The following is a 22,121-nucleotide window of genomic DNA, read 5'->3' as shown; positions in this document are numbered from 1 at the left end:
AAAAATGAATTTATTAGCATTAGATGCTGCAACTGAAGCTTGCTCAGTAGCAATAAAAACAGAAGATAAAGTAATTGGTTACTACGAGGTTTGTCCTCAACAACATTCTCAAAAATTGTTGCCAGCCGTTGAAAACTTGCTAAACGAATCAAGCCTAACACTTGATGACTTTGATGGTATTTTATATGGGTGTGGTCCTGGCAGTTTTACCGGCGTTCGCATTGGCGTTTCAATTACCCAAGGCTTGGCCTTTGGTGCCAATTTACCCGTGCTCGGTGTCTCAAACCTAGCGCTCATGGCTCAACAGGCAATAGATGACCTTAATGCACCTCAAGTGATTGCTGCCATTGATGCCCGAATGTCGGAAGTGTATTTTGCGATATACGATAATGTAGACGGTAAAGCAGTAGCACGAGTCAAAGACGTTGTTTGTAAGCCAGAAGAAATCAATATTGAAAGCAGTGAAGTGTTAGATGGTGCTGTTTCAGTTGGTACAGGCTGGGAAACCTATAACGACATATTAAGCGATAAATTTAATGTTAAAAGTACTGATATTTTACTACCGAATATAAAATATGGTTTTAAGCTTGTTGAAACAGAGTTTAAAAATGGTGAAGGCCTACCCGCTGAATTAGCGCAACCCAATTATGTTCGTGATGAAGTAACATGGAAAAAATTACCAGGTCGATAAATTGAACTTTTTGGTTAATTTTAAGCCAAAGGTAAGGCATAATTAAAACCGACCAGTCGGTCGTTAATATTTGAGAGCATGAAATGGCATTAAGAGATCCTGATAAAACCCGTAATAATTTGTTAGAGATAGCATCATGTTTATTTCAACAAAAAGGGTACAACGGTACTAGCCTTACCGATATTATTAGCAAGGCTAATGTGTCTAAAGGCGCGCTTTATCATCACTTTTCAAATAAACAAGATTTGTTGTATGCCATCATAGATGAGCTTTTCAAAGAGCAATCTAAAGCTCATTGGGAATCAATTACTTCTGCAAGTGATCCAATTGAAGCCATCGCTAAGTCAATTGAAAAGCAGGCTATCGATGCCTCGCAAGAAGACATGTGCAATGGCTGTCCTATTCATAACTTACTAGCCGAGCTTGGATCAACTAATGATGGTTTAAGAATGCGTGTTGATGCTATTTTTTGCGCGGTGCAGAAATCAATTTACGAAGCTTTTGAAAGAGCGAAAGTTCTAAATATAGTGAGCGACAGTACTGATAGTAAAAGAGTTGCTATGTTAATCATGTGCACTATGAACGGTATGCCGCAAATGGTAACGAGTTGTCAAAACAGAGATGTTTTCAAAGAAATATCTGCAGCGTTATCAGATTATATTCGCAGTTTTAAAATCGTTGACTAAACTTAAACTAACTTAGTTATATTTGGGAGATAGTTATGACAGAAGGTGTCGGTTATGGACCTAGCGCTGGTGGTAACCTGAGAGCTGAACAACAGCTTATTCAGCAGCAAAGGCAAAATAGTGATGACTCTGTTCAGCGCCGTAATCAGCAAGAACAGTCGGTAGATAATCAGCAGCGATTAGAGTCAGTTAGAGAACAAGATGCCGTTCAAACTGAGAATACACAAACCGAGCAACGCCAACGTCAAGAACGTCCTAATCAAGAAGCAGTTGAAGTTTCCAGTCAACTTCGAGCACCTGATTCGCAAACCATTCAACAGCTAGAACTAAATGCAGCAAATAGAAGAGAGCAACAACAAAACTCTTCAGGTTTGGGGCAAACCGCAGTCAATTCCTACAATAGTCTGCAAGTTACAGAAAGTAACCAAAGTCTTTCAGAAAAAATAAAGGTTGATATTACCGCTTAATTTGCCTAATACTACCTGTATATATTTAGAGAGGTAGGTAAATGAACTTTTTTAAGAAATTGTTGTTAAGTATCAGCATTGCAACGGTCATTGGCGGGTGCGCTAGTTACCCTGATTCGGTTAGTATTCCTGAAGGCACTAATTTAACAGCATTTTCGTCAGTTAAAGCGGACGATAATTCTTTAAACGGAAGTCAGGCCCGTTGGAGCGGTGTTATTGCAGCCGTTAAAAATGAAGCTAACCGAACACGACTTGACGTTTTATATTACCCATCAAAAAGAGCCGGCAGACCAGATCTAAAAGAAGATCCTGCTGGTCGATTCCGTGTTTATGCCGATGGCTTTTTAGATCCAGCTGTTTTTAAGAAAGGTAAGTCAATTACGGCACTAGGCACAATCAAAGAAAACGAGTCGCAAAAAATTGACGAATATGAGTATTCTTACCCTACGTTAAATGAAGCCAAGGTACACCTTTGGAAAAAATTAGATCCTCCAACAAGCGTTGAGTTTCATTATGGTTGGTATGGGCATTACCCTCATTGGCGATGGCAGGGTGGCACTAGACATCGTTATGTCATTGGTGGAGCAAAAACAAAAGTTGCCCCAACTGGTGTTGTTAAGTCAAAAGACAAAAAACAATAATAAAACACACTAAATAAAAAGGTAAGTTAATGTTTAAAACAGGTTGTTTGGCTGTGTTAATAAGTGCAGCATTGAGCTCTAACTCTTTTGCCATGAGCAATGAAGTTGAAACTAATGTTGATGGGATTGCTCCAATACTTAGTGGCGATCATAGAAGTGAAGTAAATAAAGCAAGGGATGCGTATCGTCACCCTCAAAAAATAATAGAGTTTTACGATATTAAGCCGTCGGATACCGTATTAGAAGTATGGCCGGGTAATGGTTGGTATAGTGAAATTTTAGGTCCATACCTTAAAGATAAAGGTCAGCTAGTTGCGGCGACGTTTGGCATTAACAATGAAAACTCTAAAGACAAACGTTTAGCCTTTTGGACTAAAATTGCCATCGAATATCGCGAAAAAATGTCAGATGAAGAGTTGTATGGTGAAGTTGTATTTACGGAGTTTGAGCCACCGGAACGCTTAGATGTTGCCGAGGTTGATTCTATTGATAAAGCTTTAATCATAAGATCGTTGCATATCTGGGACGAAGTAGGTCAAATGCAACAGGGTTTGCAGTCTGTATTTAAAGCGTTAAAACCAGGTGGCGTATTAGGTGTTGTTCAGCACAGATCAACACAAATTTCAGATTTTGCCTCTTCTGCTCCAGAAGGTTATCTAGCCGAAAACTATGTAATTCAAGCAGCCGAAAATGCAGGGTTTGAGTTAGTGGCAAGCTCAGATATCAATAGTAATCCTAACGATACTAAAGATTACCCTAAAGGGGTTTATACACTGCCACCAACGTTGGCAATGGGAGCGCTTGACCAAGATAAGTATATTGCTATTGGTGAAAGCGACAGAATGACATTGAAGTTTGTTAAACCTAAATAATTTGAAAAGTCATTTTATAAAAATATCCGGTGGAGAAGTAGCGGCACTTAAGAGTGCCGTTTTTGACTCTAATACAGCACCAACAATAATTGCATTGCATGGCTGGTTAGATAACGCCGCGAGTTTTACTCCCTTAATTAATGCTTTACCTCAATTTAACTGGATAGCTATTGACCTTCCTGGTCATGGTCATTCATTTCATCGCGCTAATAACAGTTATTACCATTTTATTGATTGGGTGTCTGATGTTATTGAAGTGATTGATGCACTTAACCTTCCGCAGCCTCCTATTTTAGTTGGTCATTCTTTAGGCGGTATGTTAGGGACTGTTTTAGCTGGTTTATACCCGGATAAAATATCTAAGTTAATTCTGATTGATTCAGCTGGCTTGGTAATACAAGACGATGCTAATGCATTAGTTAATATTCGTGCTGCAATGAATTCTAGGTTGGATTTAGTGCATAAAAAGCCTCGTCATCACGAAGATATTAACGCGGCAATAAAAGCGCGACAAAAAGCTGGTGGCATTTCACTGGATTCGGCAAAGATACTGGTGGAGAGAAACACAGAGTTAAAGGATGGCGGCTACCGCTGGCGCACAGACATAAGGCTTAGAACTGGATCGCCTGTTCGAGTGAATTTAACGGCGGCACAACAAATAATAGCAGCTATTGAAGTGAAGACACTGATAATATTAGCTACCGACGGTTATGAGTCAATGCAGACTAATTATTCAAAATTTCAATCGTTTTACCGAAATCATAAAATGGTTGAAGTAAGCGGAAGTCACCACTGTCACCTAGATGACCCGTCTGAAACATCTCAGCAGATTGCTGAATTTTTACTATAATTGCCGGATTATCAAACAAAATAGATGGTTTGATTGATTTTTAGTCTAACTAATTTGTCTGATCGGATGAGTTGGAGTATTGTAACGGACTATTTTGGCTTTAATAAAATAAAAGCATAGCAAATTGATTCAGGAGAGCGTTTTGGACAAGATCTGGTTAAATAAATATCCTAAGAATGTACCAGCAGAAATAAACCTTGATCCGCAGCATTCGTTATTAAACGTTGTTCAAGACAGCGTCGCTAAGTTTGGCGACAAAGAAGCTTTTATGAATATGGGCAAAACCATATCTTATAATGAGCTAGATAGAGAAGCTGAGGCGTTTGCCGCTTATTTGCAAAATGAGTTAGGTATTCAAAAAGGTGATGCCATCGCCATTATGATGCCAAACTTACTTCAGTACCCAGTTGCACTTATTGCAGCACATCGAGTGGGTGCAATTGTTGTAAATGTAAACCCGTTGTATACACCGCGAGAATTAGAACATCAGCTTAATGATAGTAAAACTAAAGCTATTATTATTGTTGAGAATTTTGCGAATACCTTAGAGCAAGTATTAGAGAAAACACCAGTTGAACATGTAATCCTAACTAAAATGGGTGACATGTTAGGCATGAAAGGTTTTGTGGTCGACTTCGTGGTCAAACATGTGAAGAAGATGGTACCTGATTATTCACTTCCAACTTCAATTCCATTTACACAAGCCTTAAAGAAAGGTCGTCAGTTATCTCTTACTCCTGTAGAAGTGGTTGGTGAAGATTTAGCCTTTTTACAATATACCGGTGGCACAACAGGTGTTTCCAAAGGTGCAATGCTTACCCACAGCAACATGGTTGCTAACTTAGAGCAAGTATCTGCATTATTAGGTCCATGTTTAGAAGAGGGTAAAGATACGATTATTACCGCTTTACCTCTTTATCATATCTTTGCATTAACGGCTAACTGCCTGCTGTTCTTAAAGTTTGGCGGTACCAATGTACTTATTACCAACCCTAGAGATATGCCTGGCTTTGTTAAGGAACTAAGTAAAGTTAAATTCACCGCAATCAGTGGAGTTAATACCTTATTTAATGGGTTGCTAAACACTCCAGGATTTTCTGAGTTAGACTTTTCGTCATTAAACCTTAGTATTGGTGGTGGTATGGCTGTACAGCGTGCTGTAGCCGAACGTTGGTTAAGTGTTACAGGTTGTGATTTACTTGAAGGCTACGGACTTACTGAGTGCTCTCCTGTGGTATCTTTTGTTCCTTACGATATTGGTAAATATACTGGCAGTATCGGCGTGGCTGTACCTTCAACGGATGTTCGCTTAATTGGCGAAGATGGTGAAGACGTTAAAGCAGGCGAACCAGGTGAGTTATTAGTTAAAGGCCCTCAGGTTATGAGAGGTTACTTAGGTCGAGCAGAAGCAACGGCTGAAGTGCTTAATGATGGCTGGTTGGCAACAGGTGATATTGCTAAAATTGATGAAGATGGTTTACTTTATATAGTGGACCGTAAAAAAGACATGATTTTAGTATCTGGTTTCAACGTATTCCCTAATGAAATTGAAGACGAAGCTGTCACTCATGAAGGTATTCTAGAAGCTGCTGCTATTGGTATTCCTCATGAAGTCTCAGGTGAAGTTGTTAAGATTTTTGTGGTAAGAAAAGATCCTAACTTGACGGAACAACAGGTAATCGATCATTGTCGTGAAAGATTAACAGGATATAAAGTTCCTAAACTGGTAGAATTCCGTGATGAATTACCAAAGTCTAATGTTGGTAAGATCTTACGTCGTATGCTTAAAGATTAATCTTTTCTTTGATTAAAATAAAAGCTGACTGAGGTCGGCTTTTTTTGTTTTTAAGAGTGAATAAAATAGTGAATGACTCACAATCCGAATATCAATATATTGATTCCCAAGTTGAGCTTAATACGTTCTGTGCTCAAGCAGCTAAAGCACCGGTTTTAGCATTAGATACAGAGTTTGTCCGTACTCGTACCTTCTATGCCCAGTTGGGCCTCATACAAGCTTATGACGGCAAAGACTTAGTATTAATTGACCCTCTTGTTGACCTAGATTTAGAACCATTCTGGGAACTCCTAACGAATAAAAATATTGTTAAAGTTTTGCATTCTTGCCATGAAGACTTAGAAGTTTTTAAAGTATATTCAGGTCGACTACCACAACCACTTTTTGATACTCAAATTGCGGGTCAGTTTTTGAATGATGGCGCTGTTTTGGGGTTTGGAGCGGCGGTTGAAAAAACAACGGGCACTGTTTTAGACAAAGGCGAAGCACGAACTAACTGGCTAAAGCGACCGTTAGAAAAAACGCAATTGCATTATGCCGCGAACGATGTCAAATACCTCCTTCCTTTGTATCATGCATTTAATGATGAGCTCGTATCAAGAAATTTAGACCAGTACAATTTGATTGAAGCTGAATTAAAAGTAGAGCAAAAACGCAAAGACAAAATTCCAGCGGAGCTTTATCAAGACTTTGGTAATGCTTGGCAATTAAAACGACGTGAATTAGCAGTATTAAAAGAGCTAACAGAATGGCGTTATGAAGTGGCCATCAAGAAAAACCTAGCATTAGGTTTTGTAGTGAAAGACGCAACTCTTTTTGTTTTGTGTCAGCGCAGGCCTAGCGACTTAGCTAGTCTTAAAAACATCCCGGACATTCACGCGAGTGAAATTCGTATACATGGCAAGGCACTCTTAGAGTGTATTGCGAAGGGCAAACAAGTTGAACTTGAAGACTGTCCAGCAGTCATACCTAGATTGACGGACTTTCCTGAATATAAACAGGCGTTTAAATTACTTAAACAATTAGCTGCTGAGGCGAGTGAAAAACACAATGTTCCATTACCCTTGTTAGCAACTAAAAAGCAATTAAACCAATGGATTAAATGGACTTGGAAAGTGCCGGGGCAAGAGCTACCCGACTTTGCACAACCGTGGCGTCATGCGCTTTTAAAAGATGTACTAGACGTTTGGAATGATAAATACGAGCTAGATAAATTATCATTTAATCCACTGGCTAAAAAAGGTTAGTTATGCAACTTTGTACAATATATAAAAGCTCAAAAAAATCTGAAACTTACCTTTACGTTGAAAAAACAAATGATTTTTCTAAGGTGCCTGAGCCTTTAATGGCGTTAGTAGGTAAATTACAACTGGTCATGACATTAGATTTAGATCGTCGCAAAGAGCTTGCAACGGCAGACCTTTCTAAAGTAAAACAAGAGTTGTTGGATAAAGGTTATTATTTACAAATTCCGCCACCGGAAGAAAACTTATTAGAAACTTTTAAAAAGAACCAAAAACATCCCCAAGAGGATGTATAGGAGAAGTTACATGAAGTTAAAAACAATTATCGCAGGACTTATTTTGTCGTCGCCTATTTTTACGTCTTTTGCGGCTGACAAACCATCATTTGAGCAGTATGTAAAAGGCTTAAAAAAAGAAGCGATTGAAAAAGGCTTTGAACCAGAGTTTGTTGAAACACATTTATCAAACCTAAAATACTTGAAAAGAGTAGTTAAGGCAGATAAAAATCAGCCAGAGTTTGTTGAAACCTTAGATACTTATTTACCAAAACGTGTGCCTGAGTGGAAAGTTAAAAGAGCCCGTGACGCATATGTAGAAAATCGTGAACTACTTGAAAAAATAGCAGCAGAATATGGCGTTCAGGCTCGTTTTATTGTCTCTTTATGGGCACTGGAAACAAACTTTGGTCGTATCCAAGGAAAAATGCCAATTATAGATTCAATAACGACCCTCAGTTATGACGGCAGAAGAGAAGCGTTTTTCAAAAAGCAATTATGGGCGTCGCTACAAATTTTAGATGAAGGCCATATCAGTAAAGAGAAGTTCGTAGGCTCTTGGGCTGGAGCGATGGGACAGTGCCAGTTTATTCCAACCTCATTTCTTGCTTATGCTGCCGATGGCGACAAAGACGGTAAGAAGGATATTTGGACAAATAAAACAGACGTTTTTGCATCAATTGCTAACTATTTGAAGCAAGAAGGCTGGGATAACAACAAAACTTGGGGTCGACAAGTTATGTTACCTGAAGGTTTTGACAGTAAGAATATTATGGCGAAAAATAGTAAAGGTCGTCGTGGTTGGTTGAATAACTTTAAAGATAATGAACGTAGTTTAAAAGAGTGGCGAGCGCTTGGCGTTACTCGTATGGATGGTAAACCACTACCTGATGTTGATATCACTGCTGCGTTAATCATGCCAGATGATGCCAAAGGAAGAATGTATTTAGCGTACGATAATTACAAATCATTAATGCATTGGAACCGTTCATATTACTTTGTGACATCAGTTGGTTATTTAGCTGATCGAATTGGTTACCCAAAGCTTTAATATGACGACAACTAACTCAGTGCCATTTTGGCAAGAAAAGTCATTAGAGGAAATGTCTCGGGTTGAGTGGGAGTCTATTTGTGATGGCTGTGCTAAGTGCTGCCTACACAAATTAATAGACGACGATGCTCAAGATGAGGTCATTGATACGACTCACATGAATGATCAAGAGGAGTTACACTTTACCTCGGTAGCGTGTCGTTATCTCAATGATAAGAAGTGTGAGTGCACTGTGTATAAACAGCGCACTCAGCTTGTGCCTAGCTGCATTCAGCTAACACAAGACAACCTCGAACAAGTGTTTTATATGCCAACCAGTTGCAGTTATAGGCGCTTGCAAGAAGGTAGAGGTTTGCCAAGTTGGCACCCTTTGCTGAACAAAGGCAAAAAGTCGGCGATGCATAAAGCTGGTATGTCTGTTAGAGGCAAAATTATCTTTGACGATATGATTACTGAGGAAGAGTTTGAAGATTATATTGTTGTGTGGCCGTTAAAGGATCTAGATTAATAGTCACTGCATAAAAAAAGCCCGCTTAAAGCGGGCTTTTTTTATGCAACATGACCTATGATTTTCATAGGAGTCAGCTTGAGCTAACTCACCATGAAGTGTCTAATTTGATTTTCAACACCTTTGCCATCAAGCTCTAGCTCTTGGTAGATTTCTTGCTGAGTGCCATGCTTAATAAAGTTATCAGGTAAACCAAGGTTCAATACTCGGTTGTCATACCCACGCATGTTCAAATACTCATTTACATACGAACCCGCGCCACCTGCAATTGCGTTATCTTCTAATGTAACCAAAACATCATGACTCGCTGCTAATTCATCAATAAGTGCAACATCTAAAGGTTTTACAAATCGCATATCAACAACAGAGGCGTCTAACTCTTTAGCGGCATAAATAGCTGAGCCTAAGAATGTACCAAAGTTTAGAATTGCGATGCTTGTTTCATTGCACTCAGAAGCGGTCTCCGTTGAAATAACTCGACCTTTACCGATTTCAAGTGCTGTCATGCTTGCTTCAATATCAACGCCCATGCCTGTGCCTCTTGGATAGCGAACCACTGCAGGCTTATCTAGTTTATGGCCAGTAAATAACATCTGGCGACATTCATTTTCATCGCTAGGGGTCATAATCACTAGGTTAGGGATGCATCGTAAAAAGCTTAGGTCAAAAGAGCCTTGGTGAGTTGGTCCATCGGCGCCAACAACACCCGCTCTATCAACAGCAAATAACACTGGTAAGTTCATAATGGCTACATCATGAATTAACTGGTCGTAAGCGCGTTGTAAAAAGCTAGAATAGATAGCAACAATAGGATTGTAACCTTCACAAGCCATACCGGCAGCCAAAGTAACCGCATGCTGCTCAGCAATAGCTACATCGAAGTATTGTTTAGGGAATTGTTTTGCAAATTCCACCATACCAGAGCCTTCTCGCATAGCTGGCGTAATAGCCATAAGCTTTGGATCAACAGCGGCCATGTCGCACAACCACTCACCAAATACTTTTGAATAGGTCGGCCCTGATGGTGCAGACTTTGGCAATGAATCTAAGCTCGGATCAAATTTTGGAACTGCATGGTATTTTATAGGGTCTTGCTCTGCAGGATCGTAACCTTTGCCTTTTTTAGTCACAATATGAAGAAATTGCGGGCCTTTTAAATCACGCATGTTTCTTAACGTATCTACAAGTGCGTCAACGTCGTGTCCGTCAATTGGACCAATATAGTTAAAACCAAGCTCTTCAAATATTGTGCTTGGCACAACCATACCTTTAAGGTGTTCTTCAGCTCGGCTTGCTAGTTCTTTAATTGGCGGAATGCCGCTTAATAGCTTCTTACCGCTTTCTCTAAATGTAGTGTAAAGGTTTCCTGATAAAAGCTTAGCCATGTGAGTGTTTAACGCGCCTACATTTTCAGATATAGACATGTCGTTGTCGTTTAATACTACAAGCATATCAGGCTTAATGTCGCCAGCATGGTTCATGGCTTCAAAAGCCATACCAGCCGTCATTGCTCCATCGCCTATTACAGCACAGACTTTTCTTATATCTTCACTTGGGTTTGCGTCGTGCTGAGCTTCAGCTGCAATTGCCATTCCTAACGCTGCGCTTATTGATGTTGAAGAGTGGCCAACACTTAATGTGTCGTACTCACTTTCTTCTCGCCAAGGAAAAGGATGAAGACCATCTTTTTGACGAATAGTATGAATTTTGTCAGCTCGACCTGTGATAATTTTATGAGGGTAAGCTTGGTGGCCAACATCCCAAATTACACGGTCGTATGGAGTGTTATAAACATAATGCAAAGCTACAGTTAGCTCTACGGTGCCAAGGCCGGAAGCAAAATGCCCTGAGCTTTTACTAACACAATTTAAAAGATACGCACGTAATTCATCACAAACAGAGTGAAGTTGCTCTTGTGGCAATTGACGTAAGTCGGTTGGCAATAATGCCTTTTGTAAGTTCGGATAATCCGCCATATTAACAGTCATAAAATTACTAATGGTCTCTTTCTATAATGTATTGCGCCAATTGGCTTAATGAAGATGTATCTGCGTCGATTTGTTCTAACGTAAGGTTGGCTTCATTGACCAATTGCTGTGCTTTTAATTTAGCTTCACCTAACCCGAGCAAGGCTGGGTAAGTAGATTTGTTTGCTTGTTCGTCTGAGCCTTGTGGCTTGCCTAGTGTTTCTGTATCCGATGTAATATCCAATACGTCATCCCAGACCTGAAAGGCCAATCCAATTGCATCTGCGTATTTAGTTAATGCTTCTATTTGACCTTGAGTTGCATTGGCGGTAATTGCCCCTGCTAATACAGAAGCTTTAATAAGTGCCCCTGTTTTCAGGTTATGCATCGCCTGTAAATTTGCCAAAGTCATTGGCTTTTTGTCAGTGTTTAATAAATCAATGCTTTGCCCAGCACACATCTTGGTTGCCGACTTAGCAATAATGTTGACCAATCTTAGTTGATTTTCAGCGGAAACGTCGTGGTAAGTGTGAGATGTCACTAGGTCAAAGGCAAAAGATTGCAAAGCATCACCCGCAAGAATGGCTGTCGCATAGTCAAACTTTTTGTGGCAAGTAGGTTGGCCACGCCTTAAGTCATCATTATCCATAGCAGGCAAATCATCATGAATTAAGCTGTAAGTGTGAATTGCTTCTATTGCTGCAGCCGGTGCGTCAAGATCTTCATTAGATGCACCCAGTATTTGCCCTGTGGTATAAACTAAAAAAGGTCGTACTCTTTTTCCACCTAGCAACAAAGAGTATTGCATAGCATCTTTTAATTGCGAGTCTTCAATATTTGCATTGTTTAAGAAGGCATCAAGGTGAGTTACCGTACGTTCTTGCACGGCCTTGATAGCAGACAAAATAGTCATTCTAATTATTCGCCTTGTCCAACGTTTTCAGAAAAAGGTTGAAGCTCTAAGTTGCCCTGCTTTTCCATTAAAATTTGTACTTTTTGCTCAGCTTCTTGCAAACGGCCTTGGCTTAGTCGAGTTAATTCAATACCACGCTCAAATAACGCCAACGACTTCTCGAGTTCTAGGTCTCCAGATTCAAGTTGATTAACTATAGTTTCTAATTCACTTATTGCCGTTTCAAACGTAATATCTTTAGGAGTTGCCATAGGTTGATTTTCACTTGGTTAAAAGCTGCCAAAATTAGCCGGTAAAGGTATCGCAAATGGCATGGTTATTCAATTATATTGAGCTAGAATAAATGTAAATCGATTAAACTTTGTTCGGTTAAGTCATTAAGTTGCCGATAATATTTAAGTTGCTAGTTTTGCTGTCGATAATTAAACTTAGTAATACAAATCACCTTCAGGAGTAAATTGTGGATTTAGCAAGTATAGTTGGCATGATCGGAGCCATCGGCTTTATTGTTTTAGCCATGATATTAGGTGGTGGTTTAGGGATGTTTATTGACGTTCCTTCAATTGCCATTGTTTTCGGTGGCTCAACATTTGTACTTATGTCTAACTACACACTCCCTCAATTCATCGCAGTAGGCAAAATAGCGGGTAAAGCTTTCTCATTTAAAATTGAAACTCCTGAAGAACTCATTGAAAAAATTGTTGAACTGGCTGACTCTGCTCGTAAAGGTGGGTTCTTAGCGTTAGAAGAAGCGGAAATCAGTAACCCATTTTTACAAAAAGGCGTGGACCTTTTAGTTGATGGCCATGATGGTGAAGTGGTCCGCGCCACTTTATCGAAAGATATCTCTCTGACTACTGAACGCCATGAGCTTGGCGCCGGTATGTTTAAAACTCTAGGCGATATTGCACCAGCAATGGGCATGATTGGTACTTTAGTCGGCCTTGTAGCAATGCTATCAAACATGGATGACCCTAAGTCAATTGGACCAGCAATGGCAGTAGCACTGTTAACTACGTTATACGGAGCTTTCCTAGCAAATGTAATCGCATTACCAATGAGCTTTAAGCTTGGACTTCGAGTTGAAGAAGAAAAGCTAAACCAAAGTCTAATTATGGATGGGGTACTTGGTATTCAAGACGGTCAAAACCCGAAGGTTATTGAAGGTGTTCTGCGCAACTACCTGGCAGCTTCCAAACGTGAAGTTAATACTGAGGAATAGCAGATGTCTGAAGAAGAATGCCCAAAATGTCCACCCGAGGGTCTGCCCGGGTGGATGGGTACATTTGCAGACTTAATGTCACTGCTAATGTGCTTTTTTGTACTGTTATTGTCATTTGCCGAAATGGACGTGCTTAAGTTTAAGCAGATTGCGGGCTCCATGAAGTTTGCCTTTGGTGTTCAAAATAAAATTGAAGTAAAAGATATTCCAAAAGGAACGTCTGTAATCGCGCAGGAGTTTCGTCCAGGTAGGCCAGAACCGACGCCAATCGAAATTATTCAGCAACAGACTATTGAAATTACTCAGCAGGTTTTAGAATTTGAAGAGGGTGAAGATGAGTCCGCCGGTGGTCGCCAGGAGCAAACAGCAGAAATGCGTGGTGGCATGAGTTCAGCAACCGCTGAAGCAGAGTCTGAGTCTTCGGCAGAAGCCGCCGCTGAACAAGAAGAAGTAAATGAGCTATTGAAAAAAATAGCACAACAGATGCAGCAAGAAATTATTGATGGCGCCATTGAATTGGAATCATTAGGGCAACAAATCATTATTCGAATCCGAGAAAACGGCTCATTTCCATCGGGCTCTGCGTATTTGCAAGATCAGTTTAAACCTATTATTCAAAAAGTAGCGCGTGTATTAAATGATGTACCAGGTGAGATAACTGTTTCTGGACATACTGACGATATTAACGTGACCAACGAACTGTTTTTCAATAACTGGGATTTATCCTCACAGCGAGCCGTCGCCGTTGCTACTGAAATGGTGAAGGTACCTACCTTTGATAAAAACCGAGTTATCGTTGTTGGGCACGCTGATACAAGACCGCTATTACCTAATACATCTGCTGCAAATCGCAAAATTAACCGCCGCGTTGAAGTTTCGATAATGCAAGGTAAAGCAAAAGAATCTGAGCAAATTAACATTACAGAACAATAGGCTAACAATAGATATCTGATTGTTGCTTTTCGATGGTCGGGCGTGTGTGTATAATATGCGCGCGCTGAACCGCGAGAAACTGACCTAAAAATGAGATATTATGAAGTTAATTGTTAAATACCATCCTGAAATAAATATAAAAAGCCGCTCGGTTCGAAAACGGTTTTATAAACTACTTGAATCTAATTTACGCATTATTTTAAAAAAGGTTCACCCAAAAGCGCATATTATTTCTCGCTGGACTGATATTTTGGTAGACGCGCCACTCGCGACGCCAGAAGAGCGCGAACAATTATTAGATTTAATCGTTAGAATTCCTGGTGTTGACCAATTTAATGAAGTTGTTGAATATCCATTTGTCGATTTTGATCAAGCTTATAAAGACGTATCTAGACACTGGCAAGATGAAATTGCGGGTAAGTCATTTTGTGTTCGCATTAAGCGCACCGGTAAACATGATTTCACCTCATCAGAATTAGAGCGTTACGTTGGCGGTGGCTTAAATCAGGCAGTAGAGTCTGCTCGCGTTCAACTTAAAAAACCTGAATTAACCATTAAAGCAGAACTACGTGATGACGTATTTCATGTTATCAAAGCTAACCATAAAGGTTTAGGTGGTATGCCTCTGCCAAGCCAAGAGGATGTTTTGGCATTAATGTCAGGTGGTTTTGATTCTGGTGTTGCGGCCTATCACCTAATCCGCCGTGGTGCGAGAACCCATTTCTGTTTCTTTAACTTAGGCGGGAAAGAACATGAAATAGGCGTAAAACAAGCTTGTCACCAAGTTTGGAATGCATATAGCAGTTCACACAAAACACGATTTATCTCAGTTAATTTTGAGCCTGTAGTAGCAGAAATACTGACTAAAATTGACAATGGCTTGATGGGTGTTGTACTTAAGCGAATGATGATGCGAGCAGCGTCAAAGGTTGCCGATAAGTTAAATATCAAGGCATTAGTTACCGGTGAAAGCTTAGGCCAAGTATCGTCTCAAACATTAACAAACCTTAATGTTATTGACCGTGTAACAGAGACGCTAATTCTAAGGCCATTAATTCACATCGATAAGTCAGAGATTATTGATACCGCTAGAAAGATAGGCAGCCATGACCTAGCTGCGGCAATGCCTGAATATTGTGGAGTAATATCTAAAAAGCCAACCACGCGTGCCGTACTAAGTGAAATTGAAGCTGCAGAAGCAAACTTTGATTTTAGTATTTTAGACGATGCTATTTATCACGCGAACATGATGGACGTGCGTGAGATAGAAAATGAAACTCATGAAGAAGTCAAAGAAGTTGAGCAAGTTACGGATTTATCAAGTGACTCTATTGTACTAGATATACGCAGCCCAGAAGAGACAGATAATGCACCTCTTGATTTGGGCGATATCGAAGTGATTGAGCTGCCATTCTTCAAACTTGCCACTAAATTTGGCGACTTAGATCAAACTAAATCTTACTACTTATATTGTGATAGAGGAGTCATGAGTCGTTTGCAAGCCTTATTACTTCACGAACATGGTTATACTGACGTTAAAGTTTATAGGAAAGGTTGAGAACAAAAAGGCGATTAATAATCGCCTTTTTTAGTTAGTGCTGTTTGACCTAGAATTACAGGTTCAAAGACTAGTTATACTGAAAAGTCACTTTCTTCAGTAAGTCTGTTGTTTGAGTATAACGAGTGGTCATCTCTTCCATTGACTCTGTGTCTGGGTTAATCCCTTTTGTTTCCAAAAACTCATTATTATAAAGTTTAGATACAGAGCGCTCTCCTAAATCACAAGCCAAAGTCACTACATGCTGTTTAGCTCCACCGGACAGAGGGCCTTTTTGTACTGCAGTGTAAAAAGCGGCAGCAACATTTAAAGCACTAGAACTTCCCAGTACTAGACCGTCTTGTCGCCTTACATAATTTGCTAGGGTGACAATGTCGCTGTCCGGCAAAGTAATAGTTTCGTCAACCTTCGCCTCTCTAAAGTTATCTACTAGGCGCATAATACCAATCCCTTCCGTGAAAGAGCCGCCTTGCGTTGCTTTATATTCACCTGACTGTAAAAAGTTAAAAACACCCGAACCATTAGGATCAACACATACAGTGCTGATTTGTTCGTTTTGTTCTTTTAAGTATTTAGTAATGCCACCTATGGTGCCACCTGTACCAGCTGCTGACACAAAGTAAGTTATGTCACCATTTGTTTGCTCAAAAATTTCAGGACCCGTAGTCAAGTAATGTGCATCCGCATTTGCAGTGTTTTCAAACTGATTGGCCCACCAGAAGTCTGTATTTTCTTCAGCTATTCGTCTTGCTGTATGGTAAAAGTGGTTTTCATTGGCAAATGGTACTGGGTCAACCAAAATGAGCTCAGCGCCATGCAGTTCAATCATTTGTTCTTTTTCTTTTGCTTGGCCTTTTGGCATGACAACTTTTAAATTAAAGCCAAGTGATTTAGCAACCACAGCTAAACCAATACCAGTATTGCCAGCAGTGCCTTCAACAATTGTCATTCCTGGCTTTAAATCACCACTTTCAATTGCAGATAAAACCATTTGCAGCGCAGCCCTATCTTTTACAGAACCTCCTGGGTTTTGAAATTCACACTTAACGCTGATATCACATTGCGTTAATTTGCTAAGGCTTGGAATCGTTAATAGGTCGGTATTACCAATTAGCTGCGAAAGTTTGTTTGCTGATCCATTGGCTGGCATAAAAGTTGGCCTCTTAATAATAGAATTGGCTGAAGTCTTAAATTGTATTTGTCGCATTATGCCAAGTTAATACGCAATATCACAAATATGAATTGATATTTATTACATCAAAACGGCATATAGAAACGAGAGTTGAAAATTTAAGTCTACATAAGCGGTGAATTTCAATATTTAGCAAGGTTTAACTTGAATGTATTTCAATAGCCAGTATAATCCCCGCATCAAATCTTTTGGAGGGCTTTTATGAGGCATTTCCATAAAGTAGTCGTTAAAACCGACTGTAAATGTTTTTAGTCTACTGGCGCGGGATGGAGCAGTCTGGTAGCTCGTCGGGCTCATAACCCGAAGGTCGTCGGTTCAAATCCGGCTCCCGCAACCAAATACAGGTAGCTTTTAAATTAATCAATTGCGAATATGTATTATAGTAGAACCAGAAACTTTGCCTCGAGAGATTCGGGGCGCTTTAGTTTCTGTTAACAGTTTATGTGGTGTGCGTTTAAATTAGCACATGCAACTGGGGCTTTAGGCCCTTTTTTTGTATTTAAAATTAGTGATAGGAGTGGTGATTTGACTAACCTTGAATTGCGTTTAACTGAAATGTTACAACCTGCAGTTGATGCTTTAGGCTTTGAATTGTTAGGTGTTGAATTTATACGAGCTGGAAACCATTCAACGTTGCGTATTTATATTGATCATGAAAATGGTATTTCAGTTGATAACTGTGCTGATGTAAGTCATCAAGCTGGCGCAATACTAGACGTTGAAGACCCAATTTCTACTGAATATAGTTTAGAAGTTTCGTCACCGGGCATGGATCGTCCATTGTTCACCGTTGAACATTTCGCCAAAGTGGTAAACGAAACTGTGAGTGTAAAATTAAATGTGCCGCAAGATGGCCGTCGTAATTTTAAAGGGACGCTTGTTGAAGTTGAGAGCGATATGATCAACATCAACGTGGATAATCAAGTGTTCTCTATTTTAATTGATAATGTCCAAAAAGCACATTTAGTTGCTCAATTCGACTAACCAGATAAAAAGGAGCGAAGTATAATGGCAAAAGAACTATTACTGGTGGCAGAAGCGGTATCGAATGAGAAAGCCGTTCCACGCGAAAAGATTTTTGAAGCGCTTGAGTTTGCTCTAGCGGCTGCAACAAAGAAAAAGCACACTGCTGAAATAGAAGTACGTGTTTCTATTGACCAAGAAACTGGCGAGTACGACACGTTCCGTCGCTGGTTAGTTGTTCCTGATGATCACCAAATGGAAAACCCAAGCGCAGAAATGAGCATATCAGCTGCTCAATACGATGAGCCTGAGCTTCAATTAGGTGATTTTGTTGAAGAACAAATCGAATCTATTAAATTTGACCGTATTACGACTCAAATGGCGAAACAAGTAATCGTACAAAAGGTACGTGAAGCTGAACGTGGTCAAATTGCTGAGCAATACTATGACCAAGTTGGCGAGCTAATTACTGGTATCGTTAAAAAAGTAAATCGCGATAACGTTATTTTGGACTTAGGTGCTAATGCTGAAGCCGTTTTATATCGTGAAGATATGATTCAGCGTGAAACATTCCGTCCAGGTGACCGTGCAAGAGCATATTTATATGCGGTTAAGCCAGAAGTGCGTGGCCCTCAGTTATTTGTGAGCCGTACTAAGCCTGAAATGCTAATTGAATTATTCCGCATTGAAGTACCAGAAATTGGTGAAGAAATGCTAGACATCATTGCAGCAGCTCGCGATCCAGGTTCACGTGCAAAAATTGCAGTTAAATCAAACGACCGTCGCATTGACCCAGTTGGAGCGTGTGTTGGTATGCGAGGCGCTCGTGTGCAAGCAGTATCTGGTGAACTTAACGGTGAGCGTGTTGATATTGTTTTATATGACGGTAACCCTGCGCAGTTTGTAATTAACGCAATGGCACCGGCAGAAGTAGCATCAATTATTGTTGATGAAGACAGCAAGTCTATGGATATTGCCGTTGCTGCAGACAATTTAGCTATGGCCATTGGCCGTAGTGGTCAAAACGTCCGATTAGCTAGCCAATTAACTGGCTGGGAATTAAACGTAATGACAGAGGCCGATATGGCTGAAAAACATCAAGCAGAAAACAGCAAAACGATACAGCTGTTTACTGAAGGGTTAGATATTGATGAAGACTTCGCAACGATGTTAGTTGAAGAAGGTTTCTCATCACTAGAAGAAGTTGCCTACGTACCAGTTTCTGAGTTACTTGAAGTTGATGGATTAGACGAAGATACAATAGAAGAACTGCGCGCACGTGCAAAAGCAACACTTACAACAAAAGCGCTTGCAAATGAAGAGTCGCTTGAAAATTCAGAACCTGAAGAAGACTTACTAAACCTTGAAGGTGTCGATCGTCACTTAGCTTATGTGTTCGCAAGTAAAGGTATTACTAACCTTGAATTGTTAGCAGAGCAAGGTGTTGATGAACTTAGTGACATTGAAGAGATTACTGAAGAAAAAGCGGGCGAGCTAATTATGGCTGCACGTAACATTGTTTGGTTTAGTGAAGAGCAATAGGTTCAACGGAGGTATTTAGAAATATGACAGAAGTTAGTTTAGATAAACTAGCCCAGGACGTGGGCACTCCGGTTGAGAAGCTGGTTTCACAATTCGCAGACGCTGGTATTAAAAAAGCGGTTGGCGACATGGTTAATGAAGCTGAGAAAAAGCAATTACTTGACCATTTAAGCAAAGCTCATGGCGGCGAAGGTGCTGAACCTACAAAGATGACTCTGCAACGTAAAACTAAAAGCACATTGAGTGTTAATAGTGGTTCAGGCAAGGCTAAAAACGTACAAGTAGAAGTTCGTAAAAAGCGTACTTTTGTTAAGCGAAGCCCAGAAGAGTTAGCTGCGGCTGCAGAAGCGGAAGAAAAAGCAAGACTTGAAGCTGAAGAAGCGGCAAAACGCGAAGCGGAAGAAAAAGCAAAACGCGATGCAGAAGCTAAAGCTAAGCGTGATGCAGAAGCTAAAGCTAAAAAAGAAGCAGATGATAAGCGTAAAGAAGCGGCTAAAGCAGCAAAAGCGAACAAGCCAGCTGAAAAGAAAGCTGTCAAAGAAGAAACTGCAGAAGAACAAAGAATTCGTTTAGCGCTAGAACAAGAAGCTCTTAAAAAAGCGGAAGAAGAAGCGGCTAAACTTGCTGAAGAAGCTCGTAAACTTGCTGAAGAAAAAGGCAAAGAGTGGGAAGAAGCAGAAGCTCAACGTAAATATAAGTTAGAGCATGAGAAAGAAGAAGATCTTCATGTTCATAGCTCTGTATATGCTCAGTTAGCTGAAGATGACCAAGATAAGCAAGAAGAGAAAAAGTCTCGTCGTAAAGCCAAGAAAAAAGGCGATAAAGATGAAGCGAGTACTCTTACTGGTCGTCGTAGAAAAGGTAAGCAAGCTAAAAACCAACACGGTTTCCAAAAGCCTGCATCACCTGTTGAGCAAGTTGTTAAGATTAGTGAAACAATTACCGTTGCAGAATTAGCGAACAAGATGGCCGTTAAAGGCGCATCAGTTGTAAAAGCTATGATGAAAATGGGCGAAATGGTTACTATTAACCAAGTTTTAGACCAAGAAACAGCAAGTCTTGTTGTTGAAGAAATGGGTCATAAATTTGTATTAACTAAGTCAAATGAACTAGAAGAGTCTGTATTAGCGGATCGTGCTTCTGGTGAAGGTGACGCGGTTTCTAGAGCGCCAGTTGTTACTGTAATGGGTCACGTTGACCATGGTAAAACATCGTTACTAGATTATATCCGTAAAGCAAATATTGCTGACGGAGAAGCCGGTGGTATTACTCAGCACATTGGTGCTTACCACGTTGATACGTCAAATGGCATGATCACATTCCTAGATACTCCGGGACACGCGGCCTTTACGTCAATGCGTGCTCGTGGTGCTAAAGCAACGGATATTGTAGTTATTGCGGTTGCCGCTGATGATGGTGTTATGCCACAGACTAAAGAAGCGGTTCAGCATGCTAAAGCTGCTGGCGTTCCTTTAATCATCGCAGTTAACAAAATTGATAAAGAGTCAGCAGATCCAGATCGTGTTAAAAACGAATTGTCTGCACTTGACGTAATCCCTGAAGATTGGGGTGGCGATACTCAGTTTATGCACGTATCTGCAAAAACAGGTGAAGGTATTGAAGCGCTACTTGAAGCTATTAGCTTACAAGCTGAGCTACTTGAACTTACAGCGGTTGATCACGGTGCAGCACATGGTGTTGTAATTGAGTCACGCTTAGATAAAGGACGTGGCCCAGTAGCAACGGTTCTTGTTCAAGAAGGTGAACTTAAGCGCGGCGATATCGTTCTATGTGGTTTTGAGTATGGTCGTGTTAAAGCGATGAAAGACGAAAACGGCAAAGAGATTGATAGAGCGGGTCCATCTATTCCAGTAGAAATACTTGGTCTATCTGGTGTACCACAAGCTGGTGACGAAGCAACTGTTGTTCGTGATGAGCGTAAAGCTCGTGAAGTAGCTAATAAGCGTCAGGGTAAATACCGTGAAGTTAAACTAGCGAGACAACAAAAAGCGAAACTTGAAAACATGTTTGCGAACATGGAAGAAGGTGACGTTTCAGAACTTAACATCGTTCTTAAGACTGATGTACAAGGTTCACTAGAAGCAATTACTGACTCACTAACTCGTCTATCTACAGATGAAGTTAAAGTGAACATCGTTGGTAGTGGCGTTGGTGGTCTTACTGAAACTGATGCATCTTTGGCGCAAGCTTCAAATGCAATCGTTGTTGGCTTTAACGTTCGTGCAGATGCAACGGCTCGTCGTTTAATGGAACAAGAAGATATTGATTTACGTTACTACAGCGTAATCTATGACCTGATTGATGAAGTTAAACAAGCAATGTCAGGCATGTTAGCGCCAGAATTCAGACAAGAAATTATTGGTCTTGCTGAAGTTCGTGATGTATTTAAGTCTCCTAAGATTGGCGCAATCGCTGGTTGTATGGTTACTGAAGGTAACATCAAGCGTAACAATCCAATCCGTGTACTTCGTGATAACGTGGTTATCTATGAAGGTGAACTTGAATCACTACGTCGCTTTAAAGATGACGTACAAGAAGTTCGTAACGGAATGGAATGTGGTATCGGTGTTAAGAACTATAATGACGTTAAAGTTGGCGACATGATCGAAGTATTCGAGATTGTTGAAATACAACGTACTTTATAATTGCCTTTTAACGGCTGACGTATAAAAGGGGCTAACGTGCCCCTTTTTTGTTGGCTAGTTACAAAATTAACGTCACATTTATGGC

21 protein-coding genes and 1 tRNA gene are annotated in these 22,121 nt (G+C 40.2%); 18 read left to right on the top strand and 4 right to left on the bottom strand.

Going from position 1 to position 22,121, the window contains the following annotated elements; all coding sequences use genetic code 11:
• Window positions 1-4 precede the first annotated feature (4 nt).
• The 11 genes from tsaB to GNP35_RS03180 all read left to right on the top strand — a co-directional run bounded on the left by tsaB (window position 5) and on the right by GNP35_RS03180 (window position 9,080).
• A complete protein-coding gene (tsaB, locus tag GNP35_RS03230; RefSeq protein WP_155694446.1) occupies window positions 5-691 on the top strand; it encodes a tRNA (adenosine(37)-N6)-threonylcarbamoyltransferase complex dimerization subunit type 1 TsaB in 687 nt (228 codons plus the stop codon).
• 83 nt (window positions 692-774) lie between these two features.
• Window positions 775-1,377: a TetR/AcrR family transcriptional regulator gene (locus tag GNP35_RS03225; RefSeq protein ID WP_155694444.1), complete on the top strand. Its 603-nt coding sequence runs from the start codon at window positions 775-777 to the stop codon at window positions 1,375-1,377.
• A 35-nt stretch (window positions 1,378-1,412) separates the two neighbouring features.
• Window positions 1,413-1,844 (top strand): hypothetical protein, encoded by a 432-nt coding sequence (locus GNP35_RS03220; RefSeq protein ID WP_155694442.1) that lies wholly within the window; start codon window positions 1,413-1,415, stop codon window positions 1,842-1,844.
• A 41-nt stretch (window positions 1,845-1,885) separates the two neighbouring features.
• The gene (locus tag GNP35_RS03215) at window positions 1,886-2,485 is read left to right on the top strand and encodes a Slp family lipoprotein (RefSeq protein ID WP_155694440.1); all 600 of its coding nucleotides are present in this window, start codon (window positions 1,886-1,888) and stop codon (window positions 2,483-2,485) included.
• Window positions 2,486-2,514: 29 nt separating this feature from the next.
• Complete coding sequence (locus GNP35_RS03210) at window positions 2,515-3,357, top strand: class I SAM-dependent methyltransferase (RefSeq protein WP_196492401.1); 843 nt, start codon at window positions 2,515-2,517, stop codon at window positions 3,355-3,357.
• A gap of 1 nt (window position 3,358) precedes the next feature.
• The gene (locus tag GNP35_RS03205; RefSeq protein ID WP_196492400.1) at window positions 3,359-4,207 is read left to right on the top strand and encodes an alpha/beta fold hydrolase; all 849 of its coding nucleotides are present in this window, start codon (window positions 3,359-3,361) and stop codon (window positions 4,205-4,207) included.
• A 142-nt stretch (window positions 4,208-4,349) separates the two neighbouring features.
• The gene (fadD, locus tag GNP35_RS03200) at window positions 4,350-6,002 is read left to right on the top strand and encodes a long-chain-fatty-acid--CoA ligase FadD (RefSeq protein WP_155694436.1); all 1,653 of its coding nucleotides are present in this window, start codon (window positions 4,350-4,352) and stop codon (window positions 6,000-6,002) included.
• A 68-nt stretch (window positions 6,003-6,070) separates the two neighbouring features.
• A complete protein-coding gene (gene rnd / locus GNP35_RS03195; RefSeq protein WP_196492399.1) occupies window positions 6,071-7,249 on the top strand; it encodes a ribonuclease D in 1,179 nt (392 codons plus the stop codon).
• Between the two features lie 2 nt (window positions 7,250-7,251).
• Entirely contained in the window at window positions 7,252-7,542 is a 291-nt protein-coding gene (locus GNP35_RS03190) for a YcgL domain-containing protein (RefSeq protein ID WP_155694432.1), read from the top strand.
• 10 nt (window positions 7,543-7,552) lie between these two features.
• Window positions 7,553-8,572 carry a lytic murein transglycosylase gene (locus GNP35_RS03185; protein WP_155694430.1) on the top strand — a complete coding sequence of 340 codons (1,020 nt, stop codon included), beginning with the start codon at window positions 7,553-7,555 and terminating at the stop codon, window positions 8,570-8,572.
• 1 nt (window position 8,573) lies between these two features.
• Complete coding sequence (locus GNP35_RS03180) at window positions 8,574-9,080, top strand: YcgN family cysteine cluster protein (protein WP_155694428.1); 507 nt, start codon at window positions 8,574-8,576, stop codon at window positions 9,078-9,080.
• An 83-nt stretch (window positions 9,081-9,163) separates the two neighbouring features.
• Here GNP35_RS03180 and dxs read toward each other — a convergent pair whose 3' ends face one another.
• From dxs to GNP35_RS03165, 3 genes are read right to left on the bottom strand one after another with little or no spacing between them, the layout of a single operon-like run.
• Window positions 9,164-11,068 carry a 1-deoxy-D-xylulose-5-phosphate synthase gene (gene dxs / locus GNP35_RS03175; protein ID WP_155694426.1) on the bottom strand — a complete coding sequence of 635 codons (1,905 nt, stop codon included), beginning with the start codon at window positions 11,066-11,068 and terminating at the stop codon, window positions 9,164-9,166.
• Window positions 11,069-11,075: 7 nt separating this feature from the next.
• On the bottom strand, window positions 11,076-11,960 hold the full coding sequence (gene ispA / locus GNP35_RS03170; protein ID WP_155694424.1) for a (2E,6E)-farnesyl diphosphate synthase: 885 nt from the start codon (window positions 11,958-11,960) through the stop codon (window positions 11,076-11,078).
• A gap of 5 nt (window positions 11,961-11,965) precedes the next feature.
• Window positions 11,966-12,211: an exodeoxyribonuclease VII small subunit gene (locus GNP35_RS03165; RefSeq protein WP_155694422.1), complete on the bottom strand. Its 246-nt coding sequence runs from the start codon at window positions 12,209-12,211 to the stop codon at window positions 11,966-11,968.
• A gap of 209 nt (window positions 12,212-12,420) precedes the next feature.
• Here GNP35_RS03165 and pomA point away from each other — a divergent pair, with 209 nt between their 5' ends.
• The 3 genes from pomA (at window position 12,421) to thiI (ending at window position 15,673) form a co-directional block, all read left to right on the top strand.
• Window positions 12,421-13,182 carry a flagellar motor protein PomA gene (pomA, locus tag GNP35_RS03160; protein ID WP_330997681.1) on the top strand — a complete coding sequence of 254 codons (762 nt, stop codon included), beginning with the start codon at window positions 12,421-12,423 and terminating at the stop codon, window positions 13,180-13,182.
• 3 nt (window positions 13,183-13,185) lie between these two features.
• Window positions 13,186-14,115, top strand: coding sequence for a flagellar motor protein MotB (locus GNP35_RS03155; RefSeq protein ID WP_155694420.1), 930 nt, complete (start codon window positions 13,186-13,188; stop codon window positions 14,113-14,115).
• A gap of 97 nt (window positions 14,116-14,212) precedes the next feature.
• Entirely contained in the window at window positions 14,213-15,673 is a 1,461-nt protein-coding gene (gene thiI, locus GNP35_RS03150) for a tRNA uracil 4-sulfurtransferase ThiI (protein ID WP_330997699.1), read from the top strand.
• 70 nt (window positions 15,674-15,743) lie between these two features.
• Here thiI and GNP35_RS03145 read toward each other — a convergent pair whose 3' ends face one another.
• Window positions 15,744-16,823, bottom strand: coding sequence for a cysteine synthase A (locus tag GNP35_RS03145; protein ID WP_155694416.1), 1,080 nt, complete (start codon window positions 16,821-16,823; stop codon window positions 15,744-15,746).
• Window positions 16,824-17,125: 302 nt separating this feature from the next.
• On the opposite strand from GNP35_RS03145, the gene GNP35_RS03140 reads away from it, so the two are divergent.
• The 4 genes from GNP35_RS03140 to infB all read left to right on the top strand — a co-directional run bounded on the left by GNP35_RS03140 (window position 17,126) and on the right by infB (window position 22,036).
• Window positions 17,126-17,202: transfer RNA gene (locus GNP35_RS03140), tRNA-Met, on the top strand.
• Between the two features lie 188 nt (window positions 17,203-17,390).
• Window positions 17,391-17,849, top strand: a complete 459-nt coding sequence (gene rimP, locus GNP35_RS03135) for a ribosome maturation factor RimP (RefSeq protein WP_155694414.1) — start codon at window positions 17,391-17,393, stop codon at window positions 17,847-17,849.
• Between the two features lie 24 nt (window positions 17,850-17,873).
• On the top strand, window positions 17,874-19,370 hold the full coding sequence (gene nusA / locus GNP35_RS03130; RefSeq protein ID WP_155694412.1) for a transcription termination factor NusA: 1,497 nt from the start codon (window positions 17,874-17,876) through the stop codon (window positions 19,368-19,370).
• A 23-nt stretch (window positions 19,371-19,393) separates the two neighbouring features.
• Window positions 19,394-22,036, top strand: a complete 2,643-nt coding sequence (infB, locus tag GNP35_RS03125) for a translation initiation factor IF-2 (protein ID WP_155694410.1) — start codon at window positions 19,394-19,396, stop codon at window positions 22,034-22,036.
• The last annotated feature ends 85 nt before the right edge of the window (window positions 22,037-22,121 follow it).

Origin of the sequence: Psychrosphaera haliotis (assembly GCF_009728465.1) — a bacterium.
GTDB classification, from domain to species: Bacteria; Pseudomonadota; Gammaproteobacteria; order Enterobacterales; family Alteromonadaceae; genus Psychrosphaera; species Psychrosphaera haliotis.
The sequence above is the reverse complement of the archived record's forward strand: the minus strand, read 5'-3'. Positions and strand labels throughout refer to the sequence as shown.